Here is a 17102-nt window from a genome sequence, read left to right on the forward strand (position 1 = left end):
CGGCGAGGGAGGAAATTGTTCATGGAAAACCGCATTGACCGGATAAAAAAACAGCTCCATTCATCAAGCTATAAGTTAACGCCTCAGCGCGAAGCGACCGTTCGGGTACTTCTGGAAAATGAAGCAGACCATCTGAGTGCCGAAGATGTTTACCTCCTCGTTAAGGAAAAATCTCCGGAAATTGGCTTGGCAACGGTCTATCGAACGCTTGAATTACTTACTGAACTTAAAATTATTGATAAAATAAACTTTGGGGACGGCGTGTCCCGCTATGACCTGCGCAAAGAGGGAGCGGCTCATTTTCATCATCACCTTGTATGCATAGAATGCGGGGCCGTGGCTGAAATTGAAGAAGATTTGCTTGAAGACGTTGAAGAGATCGTAGAAAGAGACTGGAAGTTTAAGATAAAAGACCACCGGCTGACGTTTCACGGCATCTGTACAAAATGCCAGAAGAAAAATGCTGAAGCGGAAAACGGCGAATAGAATGAATGCATAAGGCTTTTCTGCTCCGCAGAGGGTCTTTTTTTCTTGTCCTTTTTTTCGTATAAAGGTTCATCCTTTGGGCATATAATGAAGTATTCAAAACAGGACACCGGAGGATGCCATGAAACGATATTTTCGAGCGGGATTCGATATGATGAAAGTATTCATTGTGTTTACTGGATTTACGATTCTCTTCTACTATGCTATTATTTGGATTAACTTAGAGTATCAGGACTATCATCGGTATGACCAGCCTGAGGGATCGGCACTGAGGGTTACAAAGATGGCAGAAAATGAGCCTGATCAATGGCTGAACCGTCTTATCTTCTTTTATACGGATGGGGAGTAGAAGAATGTGAATGATCAATTAAAGGACTTCATTCATTACATGGTAGTAGAACGGGGACTTTCTCAAAACACAGTGGTTTCCTATGAAAGAGATTTGAAAAATTACCTTCTTTTCCTTAAGGGGCAGGATCTGGATAACGTGAATAAAATTGCACGGATCCACATCATTCAATTCCTGAAGTCGTTGAAGGAAAGCGGAAAATCAAGCAAAACAATTGCCCGGCATGTCGCTTCGCTCAGGGCTTTTCACCAATTTCTCCTTCGGGAACGGGCAGCTGATCAAGATCCGTCTGTTCACATTGAATCACCTCAGATTGAACGGACTTTGCCCAAAGTGCTTTCCTTGCCTGAAGTGGAAAAATTAATGGACACTCCTTTAATGAATTCACCATACGGATACCGGGACCGGGCGATGCTTGAACTGCTCTACGCGACGGGAATCCGGGTCAGTGAAATGACTGAATTGAATTTAGCGGATGTCCATTTAGAAATGGGTTTTATCCGATGCTTTGGAAAAGGAAGCAAAGAACGGATTGTGCCAATCGGACGGACTGCTTCAAGTGCTATACGGGAATACCTGGAGAAGGGCCGCGTCAAACTCGCCAGCAGGAAAGAGACAAGCGATGCCCTGTTTTTAAATCATCACGGCAAACGCATCACAAGGCAGGGTTTTTGGAAAAACCTGAAAAAGATTGCGCTTGAAGCAGGAATCCAGAAAGAACTAACGCCCCACACATTAAGGCATTCCTTTGCGACACATCTTCTTGAAAATGGAGCGGATTTACGTGCGGTTCAGGAAATGCTTGGCCACGCAGATATTTCAACTACTCAAATCTACACACATGTAACGAAATCACGGCTAAAAGATGTCTACCAGCAATTTCATCCGCGGGCGTAGGAGTGCTTTTCCTGCAGCTCGGCTATAAGAACGCTAAGACTTGCAGAGCAAAAATTGATAGCGGAATGCTCATAAAGGATTTAAGTTACTGAATTTACCTATATTAAAGGATAGCCCTCCGGACATGTTGAAGATTCGCATTTTCCTGGAGCTGCTGTCTTTTTTTGATTTCACATGGAGGCGGCAGAGTTCGGTTTTAAGAAGCGGTGGCATAGCTATAGCTCTTTATCAGGCTTGGAGCCGGATCATACCGCCAGTATGGGAATTCTTTGCACGAGATTAGCGGAGCTTCTATAACAAAAGCACTCATTGAAATCCGATTCGGAGGAATACTTGAATCATCTGCGTCAATTAGATTGTCAGTTTGTTTGTAACCGGTTTATAATGAGGTTGTCAGACTTCTGACAGGCTGGCTCCTTACAGCAAATCCCATCTTAGGAGGGTTTACATTGGATTATACATATAAAAGAATGTTCATCATCGTCCTTGATTCAGTAGGCATCGGAGAAGCTCCGGATGCGAAGGAATTCAATGACGAAGGGGCAGACACCCTTGGACACATCGCCGAGAAGATGAATGGGCTCACCATGCCGAATATGGCTAAGCTCGGGCTTAGCAGCATTCGGGAAATCAAAGGCATTCCTGTTCAAGAACGGCCAATGGCTTATTATACAAAAATGCAGGAGGCTTCAAGCGGAAAAGATACGATGACAGGTCATTGGGAATTAATGGGACTAAACATTCGTGAGCCGTTTCAAGTTTTCCCTGAAGGCTTTCCCCTGGAGCTGATGAATCTGCTCGAAAAAGAGACTGGAAGAAAAGTGATTGGGAACAAGCCGGCATCGGGCACTGAAATACTGGAAGAGTTAGGGGAAGAGCACATCCGAACAGGAAGCCTGATCGTTTACACCTCAGCAGATTCTGTCCTGCAGATTGCAGCGCATGAGGAGATTGTGCCAATCGATGAGCTCTATGATATTTGCAAAAAGGCAAGGGAAATGACGATGACAGAGCCGTTTAAACTTGGCCGGGTGATTGCAAGACCGTTCATCGGGGAACCGGGCAGCTGGAAGAGAACCGCGAACCGCCATGATTATGCACTAAAGCCATTTGGCAGAACGGTCATGGACGAATTGAAGGATGACGGTCTCGACGTTATAGCCATTGGGAAAATAGCTGATATTTTTGATGGGGAAGGCATTACAGATTCCATCAGGACCAAATCAAACATGGATGGAATGGATCAGTTTATCCAAGTAATGGACCGCCCATTTCAAGGCATCAGCTTCCTGAATTTGGTTGATTTTGATGCGCTTTTTGGCCATAGAAGGGATCCTGAAGGCTATGGGAAAGCGCTGGAGGAGTTTGATGCACGGCTTCCGGAGGTTTTTGAAAAGCTCACAGAAGAGGATCTGCTCCTGATTACGGCTGATCACGGGAACGATCCAATTCACCATGGAACCGATCATACGAGGGAATTTGTTCCGCTGCTTGCATACAGTCCGCGTTTCAAAGCTGGAAAAGAGCTTCCGGTACGGGAAACATTTGCTGACGTAGGGGCAACAGTTGCGGAAAATTACCGGGTCAGCATGCCTGAATTTGGAACCAGCTTCTTAAATGAACTGGGAGAGGAGAACGGAAAATGAATAGGAACGATATTAACCAGGCTGCTGAGTATATTCAGTCAAAAATCGGCGAGGCTCCCGTAATCGGATTAATATTAGGATCGGGACTCGGGGTTCTGGCAGATGAAATTGAAGATGCGGTAAAGATGCCTTACGAAACCATTCCGGGCTTCCCTGTTTCTACCGTGGAAGGGCATGCCGGACAGCTCGTGTATGGAAAACTGAATGGAGCCACTGTCATCGCGATGCAGGGGCGTTTTCATTTTTATGAAGGATACAGTATGCAGAAAGTCGTCATGCCTGTCCGGGTTCTAAGGAAAATCGGAATCAAAACCCTGATTGTGACGAATGCAGCCGGAGGCATCAATGAAGAATTCGAGCCAGGCGACCTAATGCTGATCCGTGACCATATTAACAACATGGGGACCAATCCTCTAATCGGTCCGAATGATAAAGAATTTGGAGTGCGTTTTCCGGATCTCTCCGAAGCATACAGCAAAAGGCTCCTGTCGATTGCGAAGGAAACAGCAGCGAGCTTGGGTTTAAGAGTGAGAGAAGGGGTTTATGTCGCCAATACCGGTCCTGTCTACGAGACACCTGCAGAGGTGAAAATGCTTCGTATTCTAGGCGGGGACGCAGTCGGCATGTCGACTGTTCCTGAAGTTATCGCAGCGAGACATGCTGGTCTGGAAGTGCTCGGGATCTCCTGCATTTCGAATATGGCAGCGGGGATTTTGAATCAGCCATTATCCCATGATGAAGTGATTGAAACGACAGAAAAGGTGAAATCCAGCTTCCTCGGCCTTGTAAAAGGTGCAGTGGAGCAAATCGGGAAAGCAGGTGCAGCAGAATGAGAATGGTCGACATTATTCAAAAAAAGCGCGATGGCAAGCCGCTGACAAAGGAAGAAATTGAATTTGCCGTAAATGGCTATAAAAATGACCGCATTCCTGACTATCAAATGAGCTCTTTCCTCATGTCTGTTTATTTTAAGGGGATGACGAAGGAAGAAGTGTCCTGGCTTACAGATGCGATGGTCCATTCTGGAGAAACCGTTGATTTATCCGGAATTAACGGCATAAAAGTGGATAAGCATTCTACAGGTGGAGTCGGAGATAAAATCAGCTTGATTGTTGCTCCGCTTGTCGCTTCCGTAGGGGTGCCGGTAGCAAAAATGTCCGGCAGAGGACTTGGCCATACAGGCGGAACCATTGACAAACTGGAGGCTGTCGAAGGCTTCAGTGTCGAACTTACCGGCAATCAGTTTATTGAAAATGTCAACAAACACGGCATTTCCATTATCGGCCAATCAGGAGATTTAGTTCCGGCGGATAAAAAAATATATGCACTCAGGGATGTTACAGCAACTGTTGATTCCATTCCGCTTATCGCAAGCAGCATCATGAGCAAGAAAATTGCGATGGGGGCAGATGCTATTGTTTTAGATGTTAAGACGGGATCCGGAGCGTTCATGAAAACGCTGGAAACCGCTAAGGATCTGGCGGGCACGATGGTCGACATCGGCAGCCACCTGAACAGAAACACAGTTGCTGTCATCACCGACATGAACCAGCCTCTTGGCTATGAAGTCGGGAACGCAAATGAAATAAGGGAAGTCATTGAAGTCCTGAATGGCAGCGGTTCTGATGACCTTATTGAAATTTCAATGGCCATCGCTGTTCAAATGTCGATGCTCGGAGGTATTTACCAAACAGAAGAAAAAGCCAGAAAAGGATTGCAGGAAGCCATCCAATCCGGCAAGGCGCTTGAGAAATTTAAAGAGTTTATCACCACTCAAAATGGAAGCGCACAGCAGATTGAATCCCCTGATCTCCTGCCGCAGGCAAAAAACCATTTTGAAGCGAAGGCGAAGCAGTCTGGCTACATAAGTGATATCGAGGCCGAAGCAATCGGTGTAGCGGCTCTTCTTCTTGGTGCCGGAAGACAGACAAAGGAAGACCAAATCGATTACGCAGCAGGCGTTTCATTGAAAAAGAAAGCCGGCGACGAGGTGAAGGAAGGCGATGTCATCGCTGTTCTTCATACTAACAAAGACGATTGCGAGCAGGCAATGGACACGCTTCATGCTGCATATTCATACTCAGGCGATAAACCTGAGAAACGTCCATATGTTTACGAAATTATTTCAAAATAAAACAGGCCCGGGTTTAAGGACCGCCACCAGAAGGAAAGCAAGAATCCTTCAGGTGGCGGCTCTTTTTTTATGCCTTGAAATGATGACCAGCCGCGTGGAGGTGGTGTTGAGCAAGGCTTGGCAAGAATTCCAGGCATTGCTCGGATAGAGGGGATAGCCGGGCTGGAATGCCGGCAGCGCTGGATACGGATGCCGGGAAAAAATGTTTTACCAGAGGCGGCAAACCGGTGCCTGGAAACAGCGAGGCACCGGTTTAACGTGCAGATCCCTGGCTGGCGATGTTCATATGTATATTTCCGCCCTAATTGGAGAAAATGGAGTGTATCTTAATTGGGAGGGTTTGGAAATGAAAAAAGGTTTTTCCATGCTATTCATGGTTTGCTTCCTTTGCTCGATTGCACAGGGGGCTTATGCAAAAGAAAACAGTCCGGATCTCGCACCGCAAGCCAAATCGGCAGTATTAATAGAACGGGATACAGGCAAAATCCTCTATGAAAAAAACAGTGATGAACAGCTTCCGCCTGCAAGCATGACGAAAATCATGACGATGATCCTCATTATGGAAGCATTGGACGAAGGGAAATTGAAGCTTTCCGATAAAGTCCGTACGAGCGAATATGCTGCATCGATGGGCGGTTCTCAGATTTTCCTTGAACCGGGTGAGGAAATGACAGCGGATGAAATGCTGAGAGGAATTGCCATCGGATCAGGGAATGACGCATCTGTTGCAATGGCAGAGCACCTTGGCGGATCAGAGGAAGGCTTTGTTGATTTGATGAATAAAAAAGCCGGGGAACTGGGCCTTAAAAACACCCATTTTGAAAATACAACCGGACTTCCTGAGAAAGGTCATTACAGTACGGCTCATGACATGGCGATTATGGGGAAAGAGCTGCTGAAATATGAAAGTATTACAAGCTATACGGGCAAATACGAGGATTATTTAAGAACGGACACGGATAAAAAATTCTGGCTTGTGAATACGAACCGGCTGGTGAAATTTTATCCCGGAGTCGATGGGGTAAAAACCGGGTTTACAAATGAAGCGAAATACTGCCTGACGGCTACGGCGAAAAAAGGAAACATGAGAGTCATTGCAGTCGTCATGGGAGCGGAAACACCTAAAGACCGGAACAGTCAAGTCACGAAGATGCTCGATTACGCGTTCAGCCAGTATCAGACCCATCCTCTTTATGAAAGAAATGAAGTGATCGGGGTTGAAAAGGTAAGCAAGGGAAGTGATCAATCCGTCAATCTTGTAACATCCGAGCCGATCTCTTTGCTTACTAAGAAGGGAGAGTCTACAAAGAACGTTACCAAGGAAGTCATTCCTAAAAAGAACCTGGCTGCTCCGCTTAAAAAAGGAGATGTACTGGGTATGCTTGTTCTAAAAAAGGATGGCGATATCGTCGCAAAAAGTCCGCTTACCGCTGAAAAGGATATCGAACCTGCAGGCTGGTGGTCTTTATTTAAACGGGTGATGTCGGACTTTACAAAGGCTGGCTGAATGTGGCGAATCTCCACTAGTTTTGTCACGCGGCAGGAAAACGCATAAGGAAAAACGAAAGACTCATACAAGCACAGATCGAGGAGGAATGACAGATGAGTCTAGCGGTTGAACTTAGCGTTCGGGAGTCCGTGCTGTGCATCCGGCTTTCAGGTGAACTGGATCACCACAGTACAGACGAACTGCGGTCAAAAGTAAATGAAATATTGGAAGAGGGCCAGGTTAAACATATTATATTAAACCTCGGCAATCTGATGTTTATGGACAGCTCAGGACTTGGGGTCATTTTGGGCCGCTACAAGCAAATCAAACAGCTGGGCGGAGAAATGGTTGTATGTTCGATATCACCTTCTATTCAGCGGCTCTTTGATATGTCAGGTTTATTTAAAATCGTCCGCTTAGAAGAGAACGAAGAGGCAGCCTTGCAAACATTGGGGGTGGCTTCCTGATGAAAAACGCAATGGAACTGCAGTTTTCTGCGCTAAGCCAGAATGAATCCTTTGCGAGGGTTACAGTAGCGGCCTTTATTGCGCAGCTGGATCCGACGATGGATGAATTAACAGAAATAAAAACCGTTGTATCCGAAGCCGTTACGAACGCGATCATCCATGGATATGACAATGATCCGAATGGAATTGTGTATATTACAGCGTCACTTGAAGATGAGGTGGTTCATTTGACAATCCGGGATGAAGGGAAAGGAATTCATGATCTTGATGAGGCGAGAACCCCTTTATTCACGACTAAGCCTGAGCTTGAGCGTTCCGGCATGGGCTTTACGATCATGGAAAACTTTATGGATGATATTCATGTAGAATCAGCCCCTTCCCTAGGGACATCGATAAAATTGACAAAGCATTTATCGAAAAGTAAAGCTTTGGTTAATTAAGGAGACGAGCTATGGATGTGGAGGTTAAGAACGGCCAGAAGAGCGTTCAGTTAAAAGACCATGAGGTGAAAGAGCTGATTTTAAGAAGTCAGCAGGGAGATCAGCAGGCGAGGGATATCATCGTTCAGCGTAACATGAGGCTTGTCTGGTCTGTTGTTCAAAGATTTTTAAACCGGGGCTACGAGCCGGATGACCTTTTTCAGATTGGATGCATCGGTCTGCTGAAATCAGTGGATAAATTCGATTTATCCTACGATGTTCGCTTTTCGACCTATGCTGTTCCGATGATCATTGGAGAAATCCAGCGGTTTATCAGAGACGATGGCACCGTAAAGGTCAGCAGGTCTTTAAAAGAACTTGGCAATAAAATCAGACGTGCAAAAGATGAACTGTCCAAGACGTTAGGCAAGGTGCCGACCGTTGCTGAGATTGCCGCTCACCTTGAGATTTCACCCGAAGAGGTTGTTTTAGCACAGGAGGCTGTCAGGGCTCCTTCCTCCATCCACGAAACCGTCTATGAGAATGATGGAGACCCCATCACCCTGCTTGATCAAATAGCGGACAGCTCAGAATCGAAGTGGTTTGATAAAATTGTGCTCAAAGAGGCGCTTGAGGGCCTTGATGAGAGAGAAAAACTAATTGTTTATCTGCGGTACTATAAAGACCAGACCCAATCTGAAGTAGCGGAGAGGCTTGGAATTTCCCAAGTACAGGTTTCAAGGCTTGAGAAAAAAATATTGAGTCAGATGAAAAATCTGATGGGCGGTTAGCCCGGATAAAGCGAATCCAATATGGGTTTGCTTTTTTTTTGTGCGCCTTGAATGGGTGCAACCTACAGCCAAGTGGAACAGAGCGTTTTGGTAAAGTGTATTGGCATTAAATTGGTAATTAGTGTATATCCTTATGTTTTGCATGATTATAAGCTATCCTTTGCATACTACTTATACACTGCACTGCGTTATGGGATGTGAAGGAAATGGCAAAAACGATTTACATTAGGCTCAGGCACAGAATCCAATCGGCTCCCGAAGGATGGATCAGGCTTGGGGATCTTGCTCAAATCATTGACTCTGAAGAAGAATCGTCTCTTTCGCGGCTTAATGTTTATCATGTAACACCGAATGACCGGAGTATAGCGGTAGTGGATGTGATGCACATCATTAAATTGCTGAGAGCTGCAGAACCAGATGCGGAGATTCAGACAATTGGCCCTTCCCAAACAGTAGTAGAAATCGTAAGCAGGAAAAAGAAACGAAAATTGGTGTATTTTATAGCCGTCTGGCTGCTGCTTTTTGTAGGAGCGGCTATGGCCATAATAAACTTTCATGAGGATGTCAGTATGCAGGCAGTTCATCAAAAGCTTTATTTTATGCTGACCGGCAAGGAAGCTGAAAAGCCGCTTCTGCTGCAGATTCCTTATTCAATCGGGCTGGGCCTTGGAATGATTCTTTTTTTCAATCACGTGTTCAAGAAGAGGATCAATGAAGAGCCAAGCCCGCTGGAGGTAGAGATGTTCAAATACCAAATGGATCTTGACCAATATGTAGCCATGAATGAGAACAAGGAGAGTGTGAAAAAGCTGCATGAACATTAGCGTTCTGCTTATTATCTTTCTCGGTCTTTCATGGGGATTTGCGGTTGGGGCCGGTTTTGTAGCCTTTCTTGCCGTACTCGGAATTATCCCCCGCCTGAGCCAGCTGACGAAAACAATGTCAAACATTCAGGCATATGAATGGAGCGTCGTGAGCGGGGCGGCTGCGGGAGGATGGATGAGCTTAAGGACGACTGTATTGCATGCTCCGATCTTTTTTGCCGTACCGATTGGCTTGATGGATGGAATGTTTATTGGGCTTTTAGCGGCGGCCCTGACCGAGGTTTTGAATGTCCTGCCAATCCTTGCTAAGCGGATTGGAATCGCTGAACAAATTTTAATTATTTTAATGGCAATCGTATTGGGAAAAGTTAGCGGATCGCTCTTTCATTGGATCGTCTTTGTGGATTTATAAAAAGGAGGAAGCGGGATGTCAAAAATAAAAGACCATTATTCAGATAACATTAAAGCCTATCAGCCGAAACCAAATTATTTCCTTAATTGTTTAAAGGCATTTGCGGTAGGAGGACTGATTTGTGTAATTGGACAGGCAATCAGTAATTTTTATATGGCTTTCTTTAACTTTAATGAGGATACGGTCGGGAATCCCACGGTAGCGACATTAATCTTGATTTCTGCGATCCTTACAGGCATTGGAGTCTATGATCGTATCGGTCAATTTGCAGGAGCGGGATCGGCTGTCCCCGTAACCGGATTTGCAAACTCGATGACGAGTGCTGCCCTGGAACATAAAAGCGAGGGGCTCGTTCTTGGCGTTGCGACAAATATGTTTAAGCTTGCGGGAAGTGTCATCGTGTTTGGGACCGTGGCGGCATATATCGTCGGAATCATCCGGTTCTTTTTCAATATGATGACAGGATCCTGAGGAGGGTATGAAATGAAATTGACTGGAAAACAAACGTGGGTATTCCAAAATAGCGTATATGTTACCTCTGCAGGGACGGCAGTCGGCCCGAAAGAAGCGAAAGGGCCACTTGGAAGCTTATTCGATACAACCTACGATGACCTCCATTGCGGAGCGGATAATTGGGAGCTTGCCGAGCGGAAATTAATGGAGGATGCGATTGGCTACACTTTAAGCAAAGCAGGTTTGCAGGAGGATGACATCGATTTCCTGCTTGCAGGGGACCTGCTGAACCAGAACGTTACATCTAATTATACCGCACGTCATCTCGGAATCCCTTTCATATGTATGTTTGGAGCATGCTCAACCTCAATGGAAACCGCAGCCCTTGGATCCCTGCTGGTAGACGGCGGGTATGCAAGCAAGGTGATTGCTGCCACAAGCAGCCATAACGCTACGGCAGAGCGGCAATTCAGGAACCCTACCGAATATGGCGGACAAAAGCCGGACACTTCTACGGCTACGGTTACAGGCTCAGGAGCAATGCTGATTACGAATGAACCTTCGGACATTCGTATAACCGCTGCCACCATAGGAAAGGTACAGGATTATGGAATAAAGGATGCGAATGATATGGGCTCAGCCATGGCTCCGGCTGCTGCAGATACGATTCAGCGTCATCTCGAGGATATGAACCGGACTCCTGAGGACTATGATCTGATCATTACCGGTGACTTATCCGGGGTAGGCAGTCCGATATTAATTGACCTTTTAAAAGAGGAAGGCATTCAGATTTCTTCGAAACACCAGGATTGCGGGCTTTTAATTTACCGTCCTGATCAAGGGGTGTTTGCGGGGGGGAGCGGCTGCGGCTGTTCAGCGGTCGTAACATATGGTCACATTTTCAATGAAATGAAGGCCGGGAATCTTAACCGTGTCCTTGTTGTCGCTACCGGGGCTCTTTTAAGTCCGACGATGATCCAGCAAAAGGAATCCATCCCAACCATTGCTCACGGAGTGGTGTTTGAGAGGGCAGGAGGGACGCCTTAATGGAATATTTACTCGCCTTTGTATGCGGAGGCCTTATCTGTGTAGTCGGCCAAATTCTTTTAGATAAATTTAAGCTTACTCCGGCTCATGTTATGAGTTCGTTTGTTGTTATAGGTGCCATTCTCGACGGCTTTGGGATTTATGATAATTTTATTGACTTTGCCGGTGCAGGAGCGACAGTGCCAATTACATCCTTCGGTCATTCCCTGCTGCATGGAGCGATGGAGCAGTCCCGGGAGCATGGATTTATCGGAATTGCAATGGGGATTTTTGAGCTGACATCTGCAGGTATCTCCTCTGCAATTTTATTCGCCTTTATCGTTGCCGTCATTTTTAAGCCGAGAGGGTAGGGGGGGATAAATGAAGCGGAAGGTCATAATGGTTACAGATGGAGATGTGTATGCAGCAAAAGCCATTGCGTATACTGCTGCTCACTTAGGGGGCCGCTGGATTTCCCAGTCTCAGGGCAATCCTTCTGCTTTGACAGGTCAGGAGCTTGTTGCTCTCATTTTGCAAACACCGTATGACCCTGTTTTTGTCCTATTCGATGATTGCGGCATGCCGGGCGAGGGTCCGGGCGAAAAAGCGATGGTGTACGTAGCAGGGCACCCCTCTATAGAGGTTCTGGGTGTAATAGCGGTTGCAGCGAAAACCAGGCAGTCAGATTGGTCAAGAGTCGACGTCTGCATTGACCGGGATGGAGAACTTACCGGTCATGGAGTGGATAAAAGCGGAGTTCAGGAGTTTGAGGACGGGCGAATCAACGGGGATACCGTTTACAGTCTGGATCAGCTCAATATCCCGATTATCGTCGGGATTGGGGATATTGGGAAAATGGCAAGAAGAGATGACGTTGAAAAAGGTGCACCAATTACAATGAAAGCTGCGGAATTAATTTTAGAAAGGAATGGAATCAATGCCCGTAAACACAAAGAGTGAGTCCCCGGTTTCACCTAAGCTTTATGAAAACGAAAATTATTTCAAAGATTACGTTGGGATGGGTACGAGCTTTGACCTGGGGGTAAGGAAGTTTACCATCATGGGAAAAGGGGTCAACCTCTACTATGTGACGGGCCTTTGTGATTCCCAATACCTGATTTTAATTTTAACCGCATTAGCGGACATCAACAATTCAGAGCAGAAGGATCCCGATAAATTTAAGGAAATTGTTGAAAACCGTCTGGCCCACCAGCAGGTGTTTAAAGTGGAAACGATCCAGCGCGCGGTAACGGAAGTTTTATCCGGACTGGTTGCCATTATGCTTGAAGGGGCCGATTATGCTCTGGTCGTGGATGTAAGAAGTTATCCCGGACGAACCCCTGAAGAGCCGGATACGGAAAAAGTAGTACGAGGCGCCAGAGACGGATTTGTTGAAAACATTATCGTCAACACTGCCTTAATTAGAAGAAGAGTCCGGGACGAACGGCTGCGTTATGAAATCATGAGAATTGGCGAGCGTTCTAAAACCGACGTATGTGTCGCTTATATTGAAGACATTGCGAGCAAGGATTTAGTCGATCTGCTAAAAAAAGAGTTAAAGGAAATTCAGGTGGACGGCATCACAATGGGAGATAAAACGGTAGAAGAATTCCTTGTGAAACAAGGCTTCAACCCATTTCCGATGGTTAGATACACTGAGCGTGCGGACGTGGCGGCCAACCATCTCGTAGAAGGGCATGTCATCATCATCGTTGATACTTCTCCAAGTGTCATTATTACACCGACAACCTTTTTCCATCATGTTCAGCATGCAGAAGAATACCGCCAGGCTCCTGCCATTGGAACCTTTCTCCGCTGGGTTCGTTTTCTTGGAATTCTTTCCTCCACATTTTTATTGCCGCTTTGGTTCCTGTTTATTTTAGAGCCTTCTCTGCTCCCGAAAAGTCTCTCGTTTATCGGACCAAACGAGCAGACAAACATCCCGCTTGTCGCGCAAATTTTTCTGGCGGACTTTGGAATTGAATTCTTAAGGATGGCTGCCATTCATACCCCAACAGCTCTTTCAACCGCTATGGGGCTTATCGCTGCCGTTTTGATTGGCCAGATTGCCATTGATGTCGGGCTTTTCGTGCCGGAAGTCATCCTGTATGTGTCTGTTGCCGCTATTGGCAGCTTTACAACTCCGAGCTACGAGCTTAGCGTAGCGAACAAAATCGTCAGACTTCTGCTTCTTGCCGTCACTGCGATCTTCCACGTGAAGGGACTGGTCATTGGGGTTACCGTATTCATCATTTATCTAGCCTCAACCAGAACGCTGAATACCCCCTACTTATGGCCGTTTCTTCCATTCAACGCTGCGGCCTTTAAGCAAATTGCTGTGCGGACCTCGGTGCCCGGCGCGAAGCTGCGGCCGAGCATTGTTCACCCTCAGGACATCTACCGGCAGCGAAAGTAATATGAGGATTGAAACATGCCAATAATTGTGATAATGTATGTTTAATCTTTTGGCAATGGAACCCACTGCTGAGGCAGCAGTCTCAGGATTAGGCGAGAGCGGGAAAGGGATACATTCAGCCTGAACCAGCCTCATAAAAGTCACTGAAAAAAAGCAGTTAATAACCGTATGTTGTTAGCTGCTTTTTCTTTACCCCGTGTGAACGAAAATTCTGAAGAATCGCCGGGAGGCTTGGCCTGATCAAGACGAACATTGTCACTTTAATGCAGACAGAAAGAGGGAATGAACGGTGTATTTACATGGTACGAGCAAAATCAATCATCAAGGCCATCTTGAAATAGGCGGGGTAGACACAACAGATATCGTAAAGCAATACGGTACTCCTGTTTATGTATATGATGTCGAACTGATCCGTAAAAGAGCAAGGCAGTTTAAACAGGCCTTTGAGAACGAAAATGTAAAAGCTCAGGTAGCCTATGCGAGTAAAGCATTCTCATCGGTAGCGATGTTTCAGCTTGTACAGGAGGAAGGGCTCTCTCTAGATGTTGTTTCGGCAGGTGAGTTATATACAGCTCTAAAAGCAGGATTTGCACCGGAAAAAATTCATTTTCACGGCAACAATAAAAGTGAAGAAGAACTGCTTATGGCGATGGAAGCTGGAATCGGCTGCATTGTCGTCGACAACTTTTATGAAATCCATCTCATCTCAAGGCTTGCGAAAGAGCAGAAGCAAATCGTTTCTGTCCTGCTTCGTGTGACACCTGGAGTAGAAGCTCATACCCACGATTACATAACAACTGGTCAGGAGGATTCCAAATTCGGTTTTGACCTTCAAAATGGCCAAATAGAACGGGCTATGGAGCTGGTTCTTGCAGATAGCTCGTTCAATGTCCTTGGTGTGCACTGCCATATTGGTTCGCAAATATTTGATGGAACGGGGTTTGTGCTTGCTGCCGAGAAAATTTTCAAAAAAATTAAAGAGTGGAGGGACACCTTCAGCTATACTCCGGCGGTTGTTAACCTTGGGGGAGGTTTCGGAATCCGCTACACAGCAGAAGACCAGCCGCTTCATCCGGCATCCTACGTAGAGCAAATGATTCAAGCAGTCAAAGCGCAATCAGAGCTGCTCGCCATGGAGATTCCTGAAATTTGGATCGAACCGGGCCGATCTCTTGCAGGCGATGCAGGCACAACCCTTTATACCATCGGCTCACATAAAGAGGTTCCGAACATTCGGGATTATATCGCTGTGGATGGCGGGATGAGCGATAACATCCGGCCGGCTCTCTACCAGGCCAAGTATGAAGCGGCACTCGCCAACCGCATGAACGATGCCTGCAGCAAAGAGGTCTCCATTGCAGGAAAATGCTGTGAAAGCGGAGATATGCTGCTATGGGACATCGAGCTTCCGGAAACATCTGCAGGTGACATACTAGCAGTATTCTGCACAGGCGCTTACGGCTACTCAATGGCCAACAACTACAACCGGATTGCGCGGCCCCCTGTTGTTTTTGCAGAAAAAGGGGAAGCCCAGCTTGTTATTAAAAGAGAAACCTACGAAGACTTACTGAAACTGGATCTTCCACTGTCCGCCAAGGTGAAAAGCTTTTAAGGCGGGGTGAACAATCTAAAAAAAGCTGCCGATTCAGATCGGCAGCTTTTTTTGATTAATAGAAACGCCCTGCGGCATTTTGCCCGCTGCCTCCGCCATTAAATAGCGAAACAATGGCATTCCAGATTGCCACAAAGAACTGAATGACCTGATCTAAAAAGTTCTGTCCTTCCTCAGATTCAAGGAACTTCGTAATCTTTTCTTTCGCCTGATCGAGCTGCTGCCCCACCTGGTTCCAGTCAATGTTGGCATCCTTCATTCTATTGAAGAGAGCAATTAAATTGTTAATCTCCTCATCTGTTAACGTTATCCCCAAGTCTTTTGCCGCATTTTCAATCATCGTTCGAAGCTCTTCGTCATTGGCAGGAACACCGTTTTTGGCAACTTCCTCTTTAATTTTAGCCATCAGAGCGGAAGCATTTTCCTCCCCGTGCTTTTGGCCGAGCTCAGAAGTTGTGACCAGCTCTTCGTTTGCTACTTGCTTAACATCCTCTGGAATCGCCTCATCAGAGCTTACTTCATATGCTTTAATCAGTCCTGTGAGTGCAGCCGTTCCGGAAACCTCAATCGGTGCTGTAACCTGAACTGTCGCGTCTTTAACCCCTGCAGTCATAAGGGCATTTAAATACATTTCATCTGTAATGACATTGATGTTTTTCGTATTCACTTCGAGGCCTGAGCCTTCTTTTTCAATGGTTATGGAAGAAGAGGAAAGCGCCTTTGTGCCAATCTGGCTTTTCGGGATATACTTTCCGAGATACTTATGTTCTTCTTCATTCGAAACAGTAACCGTCTGTGCATTTTCAGGTGCGTTCAAATCCCCCAAAACGGTTTGTTTCTGCTGCGGAGTTAAATTTTCTCCGAGTGTTACAATGACATCCCCGACGGCTGCATCAGCCAGGCCGATCTGGGGAACGGCGATCATGCACGCGGCAAGCATCGCTGCAAATACTTTCTTCAAGTAAATACCCTCCTTTAAAGGTGAAAAGATCTTGCGGGTCACCACCCCATTATAGCCGCAATTAATGGACTGTCATAGCATAATTTTTGCCAGAGGCAGCTCCAGGGCTCATTGGGGCGCTTCAGATAGGTTAGACGGAAGGCAGGGGAAGAAAGTTTCACTGTCCGCCAATCCGCCGCTTTTATGTCTTGGGCGCTTTTATGCTATAATTATGGCTGATTAACTCTAAAGGAGAGATTACAATGGCAAAAAAAGGATACATATTGATGGAAAACGGAGAGAAGATCGAGTTTGATCTATTCCCGGCAGAAGCTCCGAATACAGTAGCTAATTTTGAAAAATTGGCTAAAGAAGGCTTTTACAATGGAGTGACCTTCCACCGTGTAATTCCCGGGTTCGTATCACAGGGCGGGGATCCTACAGGAACTGGAGCAGGCGGACCAGGCTACAGCATCGATTGCGAAACAGAAGGCAATCCGCATAAGCATGAAGAAGGAAGTCTTTCCATGGCACATGCTGGAAAAAACACAGGCGGAAGCCAATTCTTTATCGTCCATGAGCCGCAGCCTCATCTAAATGGCGTTCATACCGTTTTCGGTAAAGTAACCTCTAACGTTGCTGCTGCAAAAGCAATGAAAAACGGCGATAAAATGGAAAAAGTAGAAGTGTTCGAAGCGTAAGGAAAAAGGGAGGCCTTGAAGCCTCCCTTTTTAATATGGC

The 17102-nt window shown here is 46.2% G+C and carries 20 protein-coding genes; 19 read left to right on the forward strand and 1 reads right to left on the reverse strand.

Annotation, left to right across the window (positions count from 1 at the left end; genetic code table 11):
• The first annotated feature begins 21 nt into the window (after positions 1-21).
• The 18 genes from ACQCVE_RS01190 to lysA all read left to right on the forward strand — a co-directional run bounded on the left by ACQCVE_RS01190 (position 22) and on the right by lysA (position 15421).
• Positions 22-486, forward strand: a complete 465-nt coding sequence (locus tag ACQCVE_RS01190; RefSeq protein WP_426843919.1) for a Fur family transcriptional regulator — start codon at positions 22-24, stop codon at positions 484-486.
• Positions 487-607: 121 nt separating this feature from the next.
• Positions 608-835 carry a YqzK family protein gene (locus ACQCVE_RS01195; protein ID WP_426861335.1) on the forward strand — a complete coding sequence of 76 codons (228 nt, stop codon included), beginning with the start codon at positions 608-610 and terminating at the stop codon, positions 833-835.
• Positions 836-841: 6 nt separating this feature from the next.
• Positions 842-1732, forward strand: a complete 891-nt coding sequence (gene xerD / locus ACQCVE_RS01200; RefSeq protein WP_426861337.1) for a site-specific tyrosine recombinase XerD — start codon at positions 842-844, stop codon at positions 1730-1732.
• Positions 1733-2202: 470 nt separating this feature from the next.
• Positions 2203-3378: a phosphopentomutase gene (gene deoB, locus ACQCVE_RS01205; RefSeq protein WP_426861760.1), complete on the forward strand. Its 1176-nt coding sequence runs from the start codon at positions 2203-2205 to the stop codon at positions 3376-3378.
• Positions 3375-4211, forward strand: a complete 837-nt coding sequence (locus ACQCVE_RS01210) for a purine-nucleoside phosphorylase (RefSeq protein WP_426843922.1) — start codon at positions 3375-3377, stop codon at positions 4209-4211. Before deoB ends, ACQCVE_RS01210 begins: the two co-directional genes overlap by 4 nt.
• Positions 4208-5512 (forward strand): pyrimidine-nucleoside phosphorylase, encoded by a 1305-nt coding sequence (locus tag ACQCVE_RS01215; RefSeq protein WP_426843923.1) that lies wholly within the window; start codon positions 4208-4210, stop codon positions 5510-5512. Before ACQCVE_RS01210 ends, ACQCVE_RS01215 begins: the two co-directional genes overlap by 4 nt.
• 346 nt (positions 5513-5858) lie before the next feature.
• The gene (locus tag ACQCVE_RS01220; RefSeq protein ID WP_426861339.1) at positions 5859-7019 is read left to right on the forward strand and encodes a D-alanyl-D-alanine carboxypeptidase family protein; all 1161 of its coding nucleotides are present in this window, start codon (positions 5859-5861) and stop codon (positions 7017-7019) included.
• Between the two features lie 95 nt (positions 7020-7114).
• Complete coding sequence (gene spoIIAA / locus ACQCVE_RS01225) at positions 7115-7468, forward strand: anti-sigma F factor antagonist (protein ID WP_426843925.1); 354 nt, start codon at positions 7115-7117, stop codon at positions 7466-7468.
• The gene (gene spoIIAB, locus ACQCVE_RS01230; protein ID WP_426843926.1) at positions 7468-7908 is read left to right on the forward strand and encodes an anti-sigma F factor; all 441 of its coding nucleotides are present in this window, start codon (positions 7468-7470) and stop codon (positions 7906-7908) included. The genes spoIIAA and spoIIAB overlap by 1 nt, the downstream gene beginning before the upstream one ends.
• Positions 7909-7919: 11 nt before the next feature.
• Entirely contained in the window at positions 7920-8678 is a 759-nt protein-coding gene (sigF, locus tag ACQCVE_RS01235) for an RNA polymerase sporulation sigma factor SigF (protein ID WP_426843927.1), read from the forward strand.
• A 206-nt stretch (positions 8679-8884) separates the two neighbouring features.
• Complete coding sequence (locus tag ACQCVE_RS01240; RefSeq protein WP_426861340.1) at positions 8885-9502, forward strand: stage V sporulation protein AA; 618 nt, start codon at positions 8885-8887, stop codon at positions 9500-9502.
• The gene (locus ACQCVE_RS01245; RefSeq protein ID WP_426843930.1) at positions 9492-9914 is read left to right on the forward strand and encodes a stage V sporulation protein AB; all 423 of its coding nucleotides are present in this window, start codon (positions 9492-9494) and stop codon (positions 9912-9914) included. Before ACQCVE_RS01240 ends, ACQCVE_RS01245 begins: the two co-directional genes overlap by 11 nt.
• A gap of 15 nt (positions 9915-9929) precedes the next feature.
• Positions 9930-10385 carry a stage V sporulation protein AC gene (spoVAC, locus tag ACQCVE_RS01250; RefSeq protein WP_426843931.1) on the forward strand — a complete coding sequence of 152 codons (456 nt, stop codon included), beginning with the start codon at positions 9930-9932 and terminating at the stop codon, positions 10383-10385.
• 12 nt (positions 10386-10397) lie between these two features.
• Entirely contained in the window at positions 10398-11414 is a 1017-nt protein-coding gene (gene spoVAD, locus ACQCVE_RS01255; protein WP_426843932.1) for a stage V sporulation protein AD, read from the forward strand.
• Entirely contained in the window at positions 11414-11764 is a 351-nt protein-coding gene (spoVAE, locus tag ACQCVE_RS01260; RefSeq protein ID WP_426843933.1) for a stage V sporulation protein AE, read from the forward strand. The genes spoVAD and spoVAE overlap by 1 nt, the downstream gene beginning before the upstream one ends.
• Positions 11765-11774: 10 nt before the next feature.
• Positions 11775-12353 carry a stage V sporulation protein AE gene (locus tag ACQCVE_RS01265; RefSeq protein ID WP_426843934.1) on the forward strand — a complete coding sequence of 193 codons (579 nt, stop codon included), beginning with the start codon at positions 11775-11777 and terminating at the stop codon, positions 12351-12353.
• On the forward strand, positions 12331-13809 hold the full coding sequence (locus tag ACQCVE_RS01270) for a spore germination protein (protein ID WP_426861342.1): 1479 nt from the start codon (positions 12331-12333) through the stop codon (positions 13807-13809). Before ACQCVE_RS01265 ends, ACQCVE_RS01270 begins: the two co-directional genes overlap by 23 nt.
• A 289-nt stretch (positions 13810-14098) precedes the next feature.
• Complete coding sequence (gene lysA / locus ACQCVE_RS01275) at positions 14099-15421, forward strand: diaminopimelate decarboxylase (RefSeq protein ID WP_426861344.1); 1323 nt, start codon at positions 14099-14101, stop codon at positions 15419-15421.
• 55 nt (positions 15422-15476) lie between these two features.
• Here the strand turns inward: lysA and ACQCVE_RS01280 are convergent, their stop codons facing one another.
• Positions 15477-16382 (reverse strand): DUF1002 domain-containing protein, encoded by a 906-nt coding sequence (locus ACQCVE_RS01280; protein ID WP_426843937.1) that lies wholly within the window; start codon positions 16380-16382, stop codon positions 15477-15479.
• A gap of 242 nt (positions 16383-16624) precedes the next feature.
• Between ACQCVE_RS01280 and ACQCVE_RS01285 the strand changes: the two genes are divergently transcribed.
• Complete coding sequence (locus ACQCVE_RS01285) at positions 16625-17062, forward strand: peptidylprolyl isomerase (protein ID WP_426843938.1); 438 nt, start codon at positions 16625-16627, stop codon at positions 17060-17062.
• Positions 17063-17102 lie beyond the last annotated feature (40 nt).

The sequence above is a fragment of the Metabacillus sp. 113a genome (assembly GCF_050107635.1).
Classification (GTDB): Bacteria; Bacillota; Bacilli; order Bacillales; family Bacillaceae; genus Metabacillus_B.

Bases quoted from the DNA above. Each gene is read 5' to 3' on its own strand.
- ACQCVE_RS01210 (WP_426843922.1), top strand. From the start codon at position 3,375: ATGAATAGGAACGATATTAACCAGGCTGCTGAGTATATTCAGTCAAAA.
- spoIIAB (WP_426843926.1), top strand. From the start codon at position 7,468: ATGAAAAACGCAATGGAACTGCAGTTTTCTGCGCTAAGCCAGAATGAA.
- deoB (WP_426861760.1), top strand. From the start codon at position 2,203: ATGTTCATCATCGTCCTTGATTCAGTAGGCATCGGAGAAGCTCCGGAT.
- ACQCVE_RS01220 (WP_426861339.1), top strand. From the start codon at position 5,859: ATGAAAAAAGGTTTTTCCATGCTATTCATGGTTTGCTTCCTTTGCTCG.
- spoIIAA (WP_426843925.1), top strand. From the start codon at position 7,115: ATGAGTCTAGCGGTTGAACTTAGCGTTCGGGAGTCCGTGCTGTGCATC.
- ACQCVE_RS01215 (WP_426843923.1), top strand. From the start codon at position 4,208: ATGAGAATGGTCGACATTATTCAAAAAAAGCGCGATGGCAAGCCGCTG.
- ACQCVE_RS01285 (WP_426843938.1), top strand. From the start codon at position 16,625: ATGGCAAAAAAAGGATACATATTGATGGAAAACGGAGAGAAGATCGAG.
- spoVAD (WP_426843932.1), top strand. From the start codon at position 10,398: ATGAAATTGACTGGAAAACAAACGTGGGTATTCCAAAATAGCGTATAT.
- ACQCVE_RS01195 (WP_426861335.1), top strand. From the start codon at position 608: ATGAAACGATATTTTCGAGCGGGATTCGATATGATGAAAGTATTCATT.
- spoVAC (WP_426843931.1), top strand. From the start codon at position 9,930: ATGTCAAAAATAAAAGACCATTATTCAGATAACATTAAAGCCTATCAG.
- ACQCVE_RS01265 (WP_426843934.1), top strand. From the start codon at position 11,775: ATGAAGCGGAAGGTCATAATGGTTACAGATGGAGATGTGTATGCAGCA.
- ACQCVE_RS01270 (WP_426861342.1), top strand. From the start codon at position 12,331: ATGCCCGTAAACACAAAGAGTGAGTCCCCGGTTTCACCTAAGCTTTAT.
- ACQCVE_RS01240 (WP_426861340.1), top strand. From the start codon at position 8,885: ATGGCAAAAACGATTTACATTAGGCTCAGGCACAGAATCCAATCGGCT.
- ACQCVE_RS01190 (WP_426843919.1), top strand. From the start codon at position 22: ATGGAAAACCGCATTGACCGGATAAAAAAACAGCTCCATTCATCAAGC.
- spoVAE (WP_426843933.1), top strand. From the start codon at position 11,414: ATGGAATATTTACTCGCCTTTGTATGCGGAGGCCTTATCTGTGTAGTC.
- ACQCVE_RS01245 (WP_426843930.1), top strand. From the start codon at position 9,492: ATGAACATTAGCGTTCTGCTTATTATCTTTCTCGGTCTTTCATGGGGA.
- sigF (WP_426843927.1), top strand. From the start codon at position 7,920: ATGGATGTGGAGGTTAAGAACGGCCAGAAGAGCGTTCAGTTAAAAGAC.